Origin of the sequence: Oricola indica, assembly GCF_965227485.1 — a bacterium.
Taxonomy (GTDB): Bacteria; Pseudomonadota; Alphaproteobacteria; order Rhizobiales; family Rhizobiaceae; genus Oricola; species Oricola indica.
Map to the genome: position 1 here is coordinate 443,821 of NZ_OZ245747.1, position 13,036 is coordinate 456,856.

A 13,036-nucleotide genomic window follows, 5' to 3' on the forward strand; every position below is an offset into this window, starting at 1 on the left:
CGTTACGGACAGGGCACACCCTGGGCGGTGCAGACCGGCGTTTGCGGCGGCGCGGATGTGGCGAGAGCGGCGGCATTGGCGAGGTTGCCGGTAATGGCGGGCGCCGTCCAGGCCGTCCATGCACCCCAACCGGTGAAGCCGAGCGTTCGGCTGCGGGTACGGCGGTAGGTGTTGTGCACGAGATTGGGCGTGTCGGGCGTTACCAGCGTGACCTGTTTCGTGGTGCAGTTGTAGTCCTTCTTGTTCGTATTCGCGCTCCAGAACTCGTCGCCATCCTCGGTCTCGGTCTGCGTCGGCGGCAGCGCGAACCAATTCGTCGTCGTGAAGGTATTTGTCGGCACATGGGGTGCGGCGATGGCCGCTCCCCAATTGACCAGGCAATAGCAGGTGCAGGATGGCGGCGCGGGCGCCGGTGGAGCCGCGCCGCCGCCTCCGGTCTGCTGCGTCTCGATCTGCTCCGGAGGAGTCTCCGGGCCCTGATCCGCCTGCGTTTGCGCAAGGACCGGGGCTGATATGAACAGGAAAACAGCCAGCGTTTCCCGAACCGGAATTCTGATCGTCATGGCAAATCCCCCGCAACGGATGCCTATGAAATGTCTATCCAGGCATCTTACCCAGAGTAAGGCTTGGTCATTTCATATGTTGCAACAGGATACGCACCATGTTTCCCTACGGCAATTATTACTATTTGCCGTATTTTTCCGAGACGAACCGTGACCTACCGGCTATTTCATTCGCCTTGACTTGCGGCGAATCGCTCGGCGGCGGCCGATGCGTCCTTGCGGGCAAGATCGAAAATCTTCAGCCGGCCCAGCTCCGTCATCAGCGTGTCGGGGTTGGCGATCATGGCGCTGAACGCGCCATACAGATTGCTGCGACTGGATACTTTCAGCGATTGCAGAAAGCGACCGCCGGTGAGTTCGCCGAAGATTTCCAGGTCTTCGGCATTGTCGATCGTATAAAGCGTCAACACGTCGCCCTCGACTCTTGCGAGCGCATAGTGAAATCCGGACCTGTCCTTGCTGCGGTCTTCCGCCTCGGCGACAAGGAAACCCGAGGGGCCCCTGTAGAACGTCACCGGGATTTTCAGGTCCCGGCCGTCATTTTGCGGCGCGGGCATCACATAGGACCGGCCGTTGCGGCTGATGCGCGACGTGCTCGAATCTCGCCCTTCGCCGAACGACACCAGCAGCGCTTTCGCCGGCAACGGAAATACCGATTCGCCAAGCGGAATCAGGCGCTTGTCGGACACGATGCTGCATGCCGCGCATGACAGCAGGAGGATAACGGCAAGCACCTTGCGAAACATCGGCTGACACCCCTCAAAACCCCGGAAAAGCAAACCAAAAGCCGCGACAGGCCGCAAGCGTCAATGCGGTTCACGCTCGATTAACCCGGGGCGGCGATCATGCTGCCGACATCGAGTGGGTGGGTTACGATGGTCTGGTTGATTGGGTTCGCGGTGATCGCGTTTGTCTCGGGTTTGCTGGTATCGGCATTGCTGTTGCAGCGCGAACCGTACTGATCCGATAAAATGACGTCCGATTGTGTCGCCGCTGGCGGTTGATCGCCGGACGGTTTCGCGGCATCGGTATGTCGCGGCGATACATATCACGGGGAGATCCCGATGGTACGACGCCACACACGCCGCCGGTCCATGACCGAAACCGAACGCGCCCGGTTCGTGGGCGACATCACGAAATTTCATCACGGCCTTGCAGGCTATCTTCATGCGCTGGAACCGCGTGGTTCCGACTACAGGGCGGTCCAGACACTAACGGCGGCGTTGCGCCAGGCAATTCTCGACGTGACAGGTGACGATCCCGACTGGTGCAAGGTGCAGCCCGGCGCCTATCCGCGCTGAGCTCTTCACGCCAACCGGGCAGTGAACGGCATTTTCGCCAATCCTATAAATTATCACAGTGAAATTGGCTGGGTTACTGTGTCTTGAGTCTTTACACGGCTTAACAGTTCATTCTTTTTTATCCTGAACATTTACGCAGGACTTCACTGCAGCCTGTAAATACAGTTCCCATTTATCCGCCTGCTAAGCATGCCCGTGGCTCACTTCATCCGGTTGGGGTTTCACCGGGGATACGAGTATGCCGTACCGATTCAGACTGGCCGCAGCGTCGTCGCTCATTGCGATCGGCGCCTTTTCAACTTTCTCGCCAGCCAAGGCGCAATCGTTGGTCGATGTTTGTACCGGGCTCAGCGTGGACATTCCGCTGCTCAATCCGGTGACCGACACGTCATCCGGCCTGCTTTCAGGGCTGCTCGACCCGGTGCTCAACGCGATCATCGGCGATGTAAACACCAATATCGTCGATGTCCTGAGCCAGGAGAATATAGGACTGACGGTTCTCGACGAGGACAACAATCCGGTGACGAGTTCGGACAATTGCAACCTGGTCGCAGACGATATCGTCATCGACGAGGACGCCGGTATCGCGATCGGCGGCGGCACGGTCAGTTCGCTGGGCGGCACGTCCAATCCCCTGGCCAATGCAGGCGAAATCAACTCGATCGCCATCGGCAACGATGCCGACACGGACCCGACCGCCACCAGCGCGATCGCGCTCGGCTTGCGAGGGTCCGTGGATGCGGTCGACGGCGTGGCGATCGGAAGGGATTCGTCGACAACCGCGGAAGGCGGAGTTGCGATCGGCGCGGATTCGACGGCCGATCGTGCCGGCATGGGCGGCGGCGCGGAAGACTTCTCCGGAACGGCTGTCGCATCGACTACCGGCGCCTTCTCCGTCGGTTCGGCCGGCAACGAGCGCCAGATCACCAATGTCGCCGGCGGCACCGAGGACACCGATGCGGTCAATGTGCGTCAGCTGCGCACCGTGGGGAACGATCTTGCAGGCGCGATCGGCGGCGGTGCGGGCTTCGACGCCACGACGGGGATTTTCACCGGTCCGAGCTATACGATCCGGGGATCGGTCTACAACGACGTCGGATCAGCGCTTGCAGCGCTCGACAGCGGCTTCGGCGTGATCGCGGCCAACAATACGAGCGGCTACGCGGACGCAAGCGCCACTGGCGATGACGCGCTGGCGACCGGCTACGGATCGAGCGCCGGAGGCTCGGAGGCCACGGCCTATGGCACATCGGCATCCGCCGGAGGCGCGGGCGCGACCGCCGTGGGCACGGGCGCAACCGCCGACGAAGACGGATCCACGGCCATCGGCGCAGGCGCGAAGACCACCCGCGCCGGGCAAATGAGCTTCGGCACGGCAGCCAACACCTACACCATGTCGGGCGTCTCCTCGGCGGCGAGCCTGGCGGCGCAATCCGGTCCGGTCGGTATCGTGACCTCGGACGCAGGCGGCAATCTCGCAACCGTCGCAGCCGAAGACCTGCTGGCCGATATCATCAACAATTTCGACAGCGACGTCACCGAACTCAGCAACCGGATCGACGACGTGCGTACCGAATCGCGGCAGGGTATCGCGGCCGCCATGTCGATGGCGCAGGCACCGATGCCATCGGCGCCGGGACGCACGACCTGGGCGGCGAATGTGGCGACGTTCAAGGGAGAATGGGCGTCCGGCTTCGCCGTGGCGCACCGGCTGCCCGGAAGCACACCTGTGAGTTTCAATGCGGCAATGAGCCTGAATGCAACCGGCGTGCCCGGTGCGCGCGCCGGCCTGTCCGGCGAATTCTGAACCCTTTCATGACACGGGGCAACTCGGGTCCCGGTCAGAAGGAAAGCCCGTGCGTATCCGGTGAAACGCACGGGCTTTTTGATTCCGCAATTCTAAGCGAAGCTCAGTACTTTCCGAGCCAGCCATGCTGTATCGCGTTGACGACAGCTTGCAGCTTGTTGCGCGCCTCAAGCTTTTTCTGCGCATTGGCGAGGTGATAATTGACCGTGTGCGTGGTGATCCCGACGCGCTCGCTGGTTTCCGCCACGCTGAATCCCCGCGCCGCCGCCTTCAGGCATTCGATCTCACGTTCGCTCAGAGGATTCTCGCGTGCGTCAACATCACCGACGATGCGGATCAACTGTTCGAATGCATGTTCCGCGACGAAATTGAGCTGCATCATCTCGCCAATACCCACATCGTCGCGGCGGCCGGCAAAGGAAATCATCCCGACGCGCCCGATGCTGCTGCGCGCCGGCAGATGAACGAATGCATTGTAACCGCGCGCCAAAAGGAATTTGCCGAGTTCCGGATTGTCCGCTTCGTCGCCGTTTTCAAGATAACGGGTCAACGACTTGACCTCTGGCAAGACGGAATTGCGCAATTCCTGGACAAAGGACCAGTGATAATAGTCCTCGTCCATGCAGCGGTGAATTACTTCGCTGTCCCAATTGGTGAGAATAACCCTGTCATCGAGCTTGGTTTCCCCGTCGTCTCGCGAAACGAAAACGATAAAATAATCGAGGCCAAAGGCGGGAAGGTAGTTCTTTAGTATCTTGAAAATGTCGTAGCTGGTGCGGGCGCCTGCGATCTGCCTGACTGCCTCGACAGATTCACCGGTTAACTTGGTCGCAGCTCCATGCGTGTCCTCGTCACCGTGCAATCTTCGGATATCTTGCATCTGGCTACCCCCCGAAGCGATACCGGGAATGCGACCCGGATAATATATATACTAGATGCACTTTTTAGCCAAGATAAACCAGCAAGAAATAACTATCGAAATCCGTAATGAAATTCGGACAGAAACCCTCATATTTCCAGATAATAACTTCAAACTTTCGAGAATTTATCCGCCAAGTAAAAAAGAATAAGGCGCCGCAATAATGCGTAATATCAATCGGTCAGCGGCCAAACCATCGGAATAACAATCATTGCGGATACAAACGTCGTCATATCCATCAGGAATCCAAGACGCAGGAAGTCGGAGAAACGGTAGCCACCGGCGTTGTAAACCAAGGTGTTGGTCTGATAGCCGATGGGCGTCATGAAGCTTGCAGAGGCTGCAACCATGACCGCGACGACGAAAGGCCGCGCGTCGAGACCCAACGTTGCGGCAAGACCGACCGCGACAGGCGTGACGATGACGGCAACCGCGTTGTTTGTGACGATCTCGGTCAGCACGGTCGCCAGGATATAGACGGCAGCGAGCGCGACCAACGGCGGAAATCCGGCGAGCAGCGGCGCGGCGGCATCCACGACAATGCGAACCAGGCCCGTGCGATCCATCGCCACGCCGACAGACAGCATCGCGAAGATCAGACCGAGCACGCGCCAATCGACAGATTGCACCGCCTCATCGACCTCGACGCAGCGCAAGACGAGAACCAGCACCGCGCCGATCAGCGCGAGAGCGGCAATCGGCATGACGCCAGCGGCCGCGCCGATAACCACGCCTGCCGTGATGGCGATCGCCAATGGCGCTTTGGCGCGCCGGAAACCGCGAACGCTCGGCTGTGCGACATTGACGAGATTGTTGTCTTCCGCGAATCGGGCGAGGTCTTCCGGGGCGCCCTCGACCAGAAGCGTGTCGCCGACGGTCAGCGGCGTGGTCTCGAAACTGTCGGCCATGTTCATGCCGCCGCGATGCAGCGCCATGGGGTAGACGCCGTAGCGCCGCCAAAGCCGCAAATGCCGCAAGGTGCGTCCGAGCACGCGCGCGCCGGGGCCGATGAGGATCTCGACAACCGCCGAGGAGCGCGCCGCCGTCTGATGGATGCGGCTCGCCGCGCCGAGCGTCACGCCGCTCTCTTCCTTCATCGAAAGGATTTCCGCGACCGGCGTGCGCAGGACGACGATGTCGCCCGCTTCCAGCGCGGTCTCGTCAAGTTCGCGGCGCAGCGAGACGTTGGCGCGAATGACGTCGACCAGACGGCGATCCGGCCTGTTGAAGGCTCCGATCGAGCGCACCAGCGCGCCGACATGGGGCGAATCCTCGTCGATCACCGCCTGGACGATGAACTTGCGGTCCGCAGGCGACCCGGCGACACCCGAAACCGTCTCGCGATCCGGCAGCAATCGGCGCCCGAGCATCATTGCGGCGATGCCGAGCAGCGTGATGACGATGCCGACGGGCGCGATTTCGAGAATATGGAAGGGCTCAAGGCCGAGGTCGCGGGAGACACCGTCTACCAGCAGGTTGGTCGAGGTTCCGATCAATGTGCAGGTGCCGCCAAGGATCGCCGCATAGGACAGCGGGATCAGGATGCGCGACGGGGATTCCCCCATCTCGCGGGCCATCGAGGTCGCGACCGGGATCATCAACATGACCAGCGGTGTGTTGTTCATGAAGGCGGAGGCCGCAGCCACCGCCACGAGGAATGCCAGGTAGGCGACCATGGGCGAGGTTCGCGCATGGGTGGTGACGAAACGGGCGAAACGCTCGATCGCGCCCGTGCGGATCAGCGCCGCCGACAGGACGAACATTGCCCCGATCGTCGCCGGCGCGCTCGACGACAGAACGCCGAGAACATCGGAGATGTCGAGAATGCCGGTGACCAGCAGAACCGACACGGCGACACCTGCCGTGATTTCCGGCGGACGCCATTCGGCGACGAAAGCCACCAGCATCGCCAGGATGACGAGCGCGACGACAGACGGCGCAACGACGCCGTATTGCATCAAGTCAGGCATCGAATCGACGACCCCGGGTTACCAATGCGGCGGTTTGGCGACGGGAACACCGGACTGAACCTGCTCCTCTACCGTCCTGAAACGTTCGACAAGCGCCTCGACCAGGCGTTCGAGGCGGTCGATCGCGCGGCCCTGCCGGATCACCGTATCGTTCAGATCCTCGATGATGCGCGCCTGATGGGCGGCGAGGATTTCCAATTCGTCCAGCCGATCCGTGTCGCTTTTGGCCATGCGCATCTCCCTGCGGTCACCTTTCATTCTAGCGGGGTCCGGGAGTTGCGGAAAGGGACTAGCATTGCGCGCAATGCGACATCGCGGGTAACGGCGCCTTTTCGCGGCTGGAATCGGGGCAAAGCCGTGCTACGGTCGCGGCGGAACCTCAAATTCCCGCGCGTCCGAGCGCGGGCCGGTATCGGCGGCCGGATACCGCCGGGACACAACGGAATGACACTGGACGACCTTTTTTCGGCTGCGCGCGAGGCCATGGCGAAGACACATTCGCCCTATTCGAAATTTCCCGTCGGAGCGGCGATCCTGACCGAGGACGGACGGGTCTTCACCGGCGCGAATATCGAGGTGGTGAGCTTTCCGGAAGGCTGGTGCGCGGAAACGAGCGCGCTGTCGCATTACGTGATGGGCGGCGGCGGCAGGATCACCGATATCTGCGTCACGGCGGAACGGCTCGACGAATGCACGCCCTGCGGCGGCTGCCGGCAGAGGCTCGCCGAATTCGCCCCACCGGATGCCCGCGTGCACCTGACCGACCAGGCCGGCATCACCAAAACGATGACCATGGCCGACCTCCTGCCACTTGGGTTCAAGACGGAGATCCTTTCGACATGAAGACGGCCAGCGACACCATCATCGAGGCGCTGAACGGCCTCGTCCCGCGCGTTGCGCTCGTGCTCGGATCCGGGCTGGGCGGTCTGGTGAAAGCCGTCGAAAACGCAGTTCACGTGCCCTATTCGACCCTGCAGGGCTTCCCGGAAAGCGGCGTCAGCGGCCATGCCGGCGAAGTCGTGGCGGGCTCGATCGGCGGAACGCCGGTGCTGCTTCTGTCCGGCCGCGTGCATTACTACGAGAAGGGCGATGCGGCGGCGATGCGACCGGTGCTGGAGGTACTCAAGGGCCTCGGCATCGAGAAGCTGATCCTGACCAACGCCGCCGGTTCGCTGCGCGAGGATCTGCCGCCCGGCTCGGTGATGCTGATCACCGACCACATCAATTTCTCCGGCACCAACCCGCTGATCGGCGAAGAGAGCGATGCGCGTTTCGTCGGCATGACGTCGGCCTATGACACGGAGTTGCGCCAACGCATCGAAAAAGCGGCCGAGGACGAAGGCATCGCCATCGGCCATGGTGTCTATATGTGGTTTTCCGGACCGAGCTTCGAAACACCGGCGGAAATCCGCATGGCCCGGACGATGGGTGCGGACGCGGTCGGCATGTCGACCGTGCCGGAGGTCATCCTGGGGCGTTTCCTCGGCCTGTCATGCGCCGCCTGTTCGGTCATCACCAATTACGGAGCCGGGATGACCGGCGGGGAACTGTCGCATACCGAGACCAAGGACATGGCGCCGATCGGCGGCGGGAAGCTGCAGGCGATCCTGACGCGGGCCATCGGGGACATGCAATGACATCCATGGCGGAAACGGCGGAAACCGGCGCAAAGAGCGCGACGGGATCGCAACTGGTTTCTCTTGCGGCGACCCGCGCGCGCAACACGGGAACGGATTTCCGGCCCGACCTGTTCGAGAACATCTCGGTCAACCTGTCGGCGGCCGAGCGCCGGACCGCGGCGCTGACGACGCGACGCACGGTCAAGAAGGAGTGGCAGGCGGCTTGGCTGCTGCGCGCCATCGAATGCATCGACCTGACGACACTGGCGGGCGACGACACGCCCGGGCGTGTCGAGCGGCTTTGCGCCAAGGCACGCAATCCGCTGCGCGCCGATCTCGTCAAGGCGCTCGGCCTCGAAGGACGGCGGCTGACGACCGGCGCGGTCTGCGTCTATCCGGAGATGGTCGCACCGGCGGTCAGTGCCCTGGAAGGATCCGGCGTTCCCGTGGCCTCGGTGGCGACAGGCTTTCCGGCCGGGCTGACGCCGATGCGCGACCGGCTCGCCGAGATCCGATACGCGGTCGATCACGGCGCGCACGAGATCGATATCGTGATCTCCCGCCGTCATGTCCTGACCGGCAACTGGACCGCGCTCTACGAGGAAGTGCGCGAAATGCGCGAGACCTGCGGCGAGGCGCATATGAAGGCGATCCTGGCGACCGGGGAACTGAAAACGCTCACCAATGTCTACAAGGCCTCGATGGTTGCGATGATGGCAGGCGCGGATTTCGTCAAGACGTCAACCGGCATGGAGGCAGTGAACGCGACGCTTCCGGTGAGCCTCGTCATGGTGCGCTCGGTAAGGGATTTCCTCGAAGCGACGGGCAATGTCTGCGGCTTCAAGCCGGCCGGCGGCATCCGCACCGCCAAGGACGCGATCGCCTGGCTGATCCTGATGAAGGAGGAACTGGGCGATCCCTGGCTGAAGCCCGATCTCTTCCGCTTCGGCGCAAGCTCGCTGCTCGGCGACATCGAACGCCAGATCGAGCATTTCGTCACCGGCCGCTATTCGTCGGCCGACCGGCACGGCATCGCCTGAGGGACGCGCCATGAACGACATCAGCAACATTCTCGACACGATGGAGTACGGCCCGGCGCCCGAGGACGCGAAAGACGTGCGCGCCTGGCTGGAAAAACACAGCAACGGCTTCGGCCATTTCATCGGCGGCGACTTTACCAAACCCGGCAAGAAGACCTTCGCAGCCTCCAATCCCGCCAATGGCGCGCCGCTGGCGAAAGTCGCGCGAGGCAATGCGAAGGACATCGACGAAGCCGTCGCCGCCGCGCACAAGGCTTCGAAGAAATGGCAGGCCTTGTCTTGCAATCAGAGGGCGCGGCATCTCTATGCGCTGGCGCGCCATGTCCAGAAACATGCGCGCTTTCTCGCCGTGCTGGAAACGCTCGACAACGGAAAGACGATCCGCGAGACGCGCGATATCGACATTCCGCTGGTCGCCCGGCATTTCTATCATCACGCCGGATGGGCGGAACTTCGCGACCGGTCGTTTCCCGGCCATGAGGCCGTGGGCGTCTGCGGCCAGATCATCCCGTGGAACTTCCCGCTGCTGATGCTCTCCTGGAAGGTCGCGCCGGCACTGGCCGCGGGCTGTACCGTGGTGTTGAAATCGGCCGAACACACGCCGCTGACGGCGCTCGCATTCGCCGAAATCTGCGTGGAGACGGGCCTGCCGGCCGGCGTCTTCAACCTCGTCAACGGCGACGGCGAGGCAGGCGCGGCGCTTGCCGCGCATGAAGACGTCGCCAAGCTGGCCTTTACCGGTTCGACCGAGGTCGGCCGCATATTGCGCCGCCAGACCGCCGGGTCGGGCAAGAAGTTCTCGCTGGAACTCGGCGGCAAGTCGCCCTTCATCGTCTTCGACAACGCCGATATCGACGCGGCGGTGGAAGGCGTGGTCGACGCGATCTGGTTCAACCAGGGCGAAGTGTGCTGCGCGGGCTCGCGCGCCATTGTGCAGGAAGGCATCGCGGACCGCTTCCACGAGAAGCTGAAGGCGCGCATGGAAAAACTGCGCGTCGGCGACCCGCTCGACAAGGCGATGGACATGGGTGCGGTCGTTGCGCCGGTTCAGGTCGAGCAGATCGCGGCGAAGGTGAAGGCGGGCGTCGAGGAAGGCGCGGCCCTGTGGCAGCCGAGCTGGGCCGACCGTATCACCGGCCGCAACGAAGGCTGCTTCTTTCCGCCCACCCTGTTCACCCATGTTTCGCCGGCCTCGACACTGGCGCAGGAAGAGGTGTTCGGGCCGGTACTCGCCTCGATGACCTTTCGTACGCCGGGCGAAGCGGTTCAGCTCGCCAACAATTCCCGCTATGGGCTCGCAGCCTCGATCTGGTCGCAAAATCTTGACGAGGCTTTCGACACGGCGCGCAAGGTGAAGTCGGGCGTGGTCTGGATCAACTCCACCAACCTGTTCGATGCGGCGGCCGGTTTCGGCGGCTACAAGGAAAGCGGCTACGGCCGGGAAGGCGGCCGCGAGGGGATGCTCGAATACCTCGTTCCCGCCTGGCAGAAAAAGGCGAAGGCCCTGCCGGCCTCCGATCCGATTCCCGCGCCGTTGCCCGGGCCCGGTGGGGATGGCGTCAGCCTTGACCGGACCGTGAAGATGTATGTCGGCGGCAAGCAGGCGCGGCCTGACTCGGGCTACTCCTACCCGGTTACGGGCAAAGGGGGAAAGCACCTCGCCGAAGTCGGCCTGGGCAACCGCAAGGACATCCGCAATGCCGTCGAAGCCGCGCACAAGGCGACGGGCTGGAACGGCATGACCGGGCACGGACGGGCACAAGTACTCTATTTCCTCGCCGAGAACCTCGAACTTCGCGCAAAGGAGTTTTCGGCAAGGCTGGCGGAAGCCGGAGCGTCCGCCGCGTTCGCCAAACGCGAGGTCGATGCCTCGGTTGCGCGAATCATGCATTACGCGGCATGGGCGGACAAATATGACGGCGCGGTGCGCGCGCCGGCGGCGCGCATGCTCTCGCTCGCACTCAACGAGCCTTACGAAGTGATCGGTATCTCCTGTCCGGACGAAGCGCCACTGCTCTCCTTCGTGTCGCTGGTCATGCCGGCGATTGCCATGGGCAACCGGGTCGTCGTCACGCCTTCGCCGCTGCAGCCGCTTGCGGCATGCGATCTCTACCAGATTCTCGACACGTCCGACGTGCCGGGCGGCGTCGTCAACATCGTGACGGGCGACCGCGATACGCTGGCCGACACGATGGCGAAACACGACGACATCGCGGCGCTTTGGTATTTCGGATCGGCCGATGGCACGGCAAAGGCCGAGCGCGAATCCGCCGGCAATCTGAAACCCGTCTGGGCGAATAACGGCAAGGCGCGGGACTGGTTCGACGCCGAACAGGGCGAAGGCGAAGAGTTCCTGTTCCGGGCGACGCGCATCAAGACAATCTGGACGCCGTTCGGCGTCTGACCGAAAAGGAATTTTTCATGCTGGCCCAGGAATTCATTCGGCGAAAACGCGACGGCGGCGACCTCGCAGCAGATGCTGTCGCGGAGTTCGTGCGTGGCATCACCGAAGGATCGGTGACCGATGCGCAGATCTCGGCTTTCGCCATGGCCGTCTTCTTCAACGGGCTTTCAGCCGATGAGACCGTGGCGCTGACCTTGTCCATGCGCGACTCCGGAGATGTGCTCGACTGGTCAGGGATCGACCGGCCGATCTGCGACAAGCACTCGACGGGCGGCGTTGGCGACAATGTCTCGCTGATGCTGGCACCGATCGCCGCAGCCTGCGGGTTGGGGGTGCCGATGATCTCCGGGCGCGGGCTCGGCCACACCGGCGGCACGCTCGACAAGATGGATTCCATACCCGGTTACACGACACAGCCCGACAACGCGCTGTTCCGGCGCGCGGTCGAGGAAGCCGGTTGCGCGATCATCGGCCAGACGGCCGATCTGGCGCCCGCCGACAAGCGTTTTTACGGTGTGCGCGACGTGACGGCGACGGTCGAGAGCATCCAGCTCATCACGGCCTCGATCCTTTCGAAGAAGCTCGCGGCGGGACTCGGCTCTCTCGTGCTGGACGTGAAATTCGGCAACGGCGCCTTCATGGCGGACTACGACAAGGCGCGGGAACTGGCGAAGACACTCGTCAAGGTCGCCAATGGCGCAGGTACGCAGACCACCGCACTGATGACCGACATGAACCAGCCGCTGGCGTCGGCAGCCGGCAATGGGGTGGAAGTGACGAATGCGGTGGAATTCCTCACCGGAGTGCATCGCGACCCGCGTCTGGAAACCGTGACGCTGGCGCTCGCCGCCGAAATGCTCGTTGTTTCGGAACTGGACTCCTCGCCGGCAACCGCGCTCTCACGTGCCCGCGATGCGCTGAACAGCGGCGCGGCAGCAGAGACGTTCGGCAAAATGGTGCATGTGCTGGGCGGGCCGTCCGATTTCGTCGAGAACCATGCGGCGCATCTGGAAAAAGCGGCATTGACTGCGACCGTGGATGCCCCCGAAGCCGGCCATGTTACCTCGATCTCGACACGCGATATCGGCATCGCGGTGGTCGAACTGGGCGGCGGAAGGCGGCGGTCGGAAGACAAGATCGACCATGCGGTCGGGATTACCGGGCTCGTCGACACGGGCACCGCCGTCGAAAAGGGTGCGCCCCTGGCGGTTGTGCATGCGCGCGACGAGGCATCGCTCGCCGTCGCGCGCGACGCGATACTTGCCGCCTACGTGATCTCCGAAACCAACCCAGAGGTTGCCGAGCCGGTCGCCGAACGGATCGTCAGCTAGACCGTTTCCGGGGCGCCTCCGGAGAGAATGGCGCCATCCGCGTTGAATCCGTCTGCCTCGGACTTTAAAGTCCCGGACGAGC

Annotated in this window: 12 protein-coding genes; 7 read left to right on the forward strand and 5 right to left on the reverse strand. The window is 63.0% G+C overall.

Features of this window, described 5'->3' with window-relative positions; genetic code table 11:
* Nucleotides 1-2: 2 nt before the first annotated feature.
* Nucleotides 3-563 (reverse strand): hypothetical protein, encoded by a 561-nt coding sequence (locus ACQK2M_RS02330; RefSeq protein WP_425416458.1) that lies wholly within the window; start codon nt 561-563, stop codon nt 3-5.
* Nucleotides 564-730: 167 nt separating this feature from the next.
* Nucleotides 731-1,309 carry a hypothetical protein gene (locus ACQK2M_RS02335; RefSeq protein ID WP_425416459.1) on the reverse strand — a complete coding sequence of 193 codons (579 nt, stop codon included), beginning with the start codon at nt 1,307-1,309 and terminating at the stop codon, nt 731-733.
* Nucleotides 1,310-1,627: 318 nt separating this feature from the next.
* Between ACQK2M_RS02335 and ACQK2M_RS02340 the strand changes: the two genes are divergently transcribed.
* Complete coding sequence (locus ACQK2M_RS02340) at nt 1,628-1,864, forward strand: hypothetical protein (RefSeq protein WP_425416460.1); 237 nt, start codon at nt 1,628-1,630, stop codon at nt 1,862-1,864.
* Nucleotides 1,865-2,102: 238 nt separating this feature from the next.
* A complete protein-coding gene (locus tag ACQK2M_RS02345; RefSeq protein WP_425416461.1) occupies nt 2,103-3,671 on the forward strand; it encodes a hypothetical protein in 1,569 nt (522 codons plus the stop codon).
* Nucleotides 3,672-3,774: 103 nt separating this feature from the next.
* Here ACQK2M_RS02345 and ACQK2M_RS02350 read toward each other — a convergent pair whose 3' ends face one another.
* The 3 genes from ACQK2M_RS02350 to ACQK2M_RS02360 form a co-directional block, all read right to left on the reverse strand.
* The gene (locus ACQK2M_RS02350) at nt 3,775-4,551 is read right to left on the reverse strand and encodes a helix-turn-helix transcriptional regulator (RefSeq protein ID WP_425416462.1); all 777 of its coding nucleotides are present in this window, start codon (nt 4,549-4,551) and stop codon (nt 3,775-3,777) included.
* A 212-nt stretch (nt 4,552-4,763) separates the two neighbouring features.
* Nucleotides 4,764-6,560, reverse strand: a complete 1,797-nt coding sequence (locus tag ACQK2M_RS02355) for an SLC13 family permease (RefSeq protein WP_425416463.1) — start codon at nt 6,558-6,560, stop codon at nt 4,764-4,766.
* A gap of 18 nt (nt 6,561-6,578) precedes the next feature.
* The gene (locus ACQK2M_RS02360; protein WP_223478797.1) at nt 6,579-6,791 is read right to left on the reverse strand and encodes a SlyX family protein; all 213 of its coding nucleotides are present in this window, start codon (nt 6,789-6,791) and stop codon (nt 6,579-6,581) included.
* Between the two features lie 213 nt (nt 6,792-7,004).
* Between ACQK2M_RS02360 and cdd the strand changes: the two genes are divergently transcribed.
* Genes cdd through deoA form a run of 5 tightly spaced genes read left to right on the forward strand, consistent with a single transcriptional unit; the run spans nt 7,005 to nt 12,954 of the window.
* Nucleotides 7,005-7,403: a cytidine deaminase gene (cdd, locus tag ACQK2M_RS02365; RefSeq protein WP_425416464.1), complete on the forward strand. Its 399-nt coding sequence runs from the start codon at nt 7,005-7,007 to the stop codon at nt 7,401-7,403.
* A complete protein-coding gene (locus tag ACQK2M_RS02370; RefSeq protein ID WP_425416465.1) occupies nt 7,400-8,197 on the forward strand; it encodes a purine-nucleoside phosphorylase in 798 nt (265 codons plus the stop codon). Before cdd ends, ACQK2M_RS02370 begins: the two co-directional genes overlap by 4 nt.
* Nucleotides 8,194-9,219: a deoxyribose-phosphate aldolase gene (gene deoC, locus ACQK2M_RS02375; RefSeq protein ID WP_223478794.1), complete on the forward strand. Its 1,026-nt coding sequence runs from the start codon at nt 8,194-8,196 to the stop codon at nt 9,217-9,219. Before ACQK2M_RS02370 ends, deoC begins: the two co-directional genes overlap by 4 nt.
* Nucleotides 9,220-9,229: 10 nt before the next feature.
* Nucleotides 9,230-11,623: an aldehyde dehydrogenase family protein gene (locus ACQK2M_RS02380; RefSeq protein WP_425416466.1), complete on the forward strand. Its 2,394-nt coding sequence runs from the start codon at nt 9,230-9,232 to the stop codon at nt 11,621-11,623.
* A gap of 17 nt (nt 11,624-11,640) precedes the next feature.
* Nucleotides 11,641-12,954, forward strand: coding sequence for a thymidine phosphorylase (gene deoA, locus ACQK2M_RS02385; RefSeq protein ID WP_425416467.1), 1,314 nt, complete (start codon nt 11,641-11,643; stop codon nt 12,952-12,954).
* Nucleotides 12,955-13,036: the final 82 nt, after the last annotated feature.

What these genes read in the sequence shown, in the direction of transcription:
- ACQK2M_RS02330 (WP_425416458.1), bottom strand. Translation starts at nt 563, where the DNA reads ATGACGATCAGAATTCCGGTTCGGGAAACGCTGGCTGTTTTCCTGTTC.
- ACQK2M_RS02335 (WP_425416459.1), bottom strand. Translation starts at nt 1,309, where the DNA reads ATGTTTCGCAAGGTGCTTGCCGTTATCCTCCTGCTGTCATGCGCGGCA.
- ACQK2M_RS02340 (WP_425416460.1), top strand. Translation starts at nt 1,628, where the DNA reads ATGGTACGACGCCACACACGCCGCCGGTCCATGACCGAAACCGAACGC.
- ACQK2M_RS02345 (WP_425416461.1), top strand. Translation starts at nt 2,103, where the DNA reads ATGCCGTACCGATTCAGACTGGCCGCAGCGTCGTCGCTCATTGCGATC.
- ACQK2M_RS02350 (WP_425416462.1), bottom strand. Translation starts at nt 4,551, where the DNA reads ATGCAAGATATCCGAAGATTGCACGGTGACGAGGACACGCATGGAGCT.
- ACQK2M_RS02355 (WP_425416463.1), bottom strand. Translation starts at nt 6,560, where the DNA reads ATGCCTGACTTGATGCAATACGGCGTCGTTGCGCCGTCTGTCGTCGCG.
- ACQK2M_RS02360 (WP_223478797.1), bottom strand. Translation starts at nt 6,791, where the DNA reads ATGGCCAAAAGCGACACGGATCGGCTGGACGAATTGGAAATCCTCGCC.
- cdd (WP_425416464.1), top strand. Translation starts at nt 7,005, where the DNA reads ATGACACTGGACGACCTTTTTTCGGCTGCGCGCGAGGCCATGGCGAAG.
- ACQK2M_RS02370 (WP_425416465.1), top strand. Translation starts at nt 7,400, where the DNA reads ATGAAGACGGCCAGCGACACCATCATCGAGGCGCTGAACGGCCTCGTC.
- deoC (WP_223478794.1), top strand. Translation starts at nt 8,194, where the DNA reads ATGACATCCATGGCGGAAACGGCGGAAACCGGCGCAAAGAGCGCGACG.
- ACQK2M_RS02380 (WP_425416466.1), top strand. Translation starts at nt 9,230, where the DNA reads ATGAACGACATCAGCAACATTCTCGACACGATGGAGTACGGCCCGGCG.
- deoA (WP_425416467.1), top strand. Translation starts at nt 11,641, where the DNA reads ATGCTGGCCCAGGAATTCATTCGGCGAAAACGCGACGGCGGCGACCTC.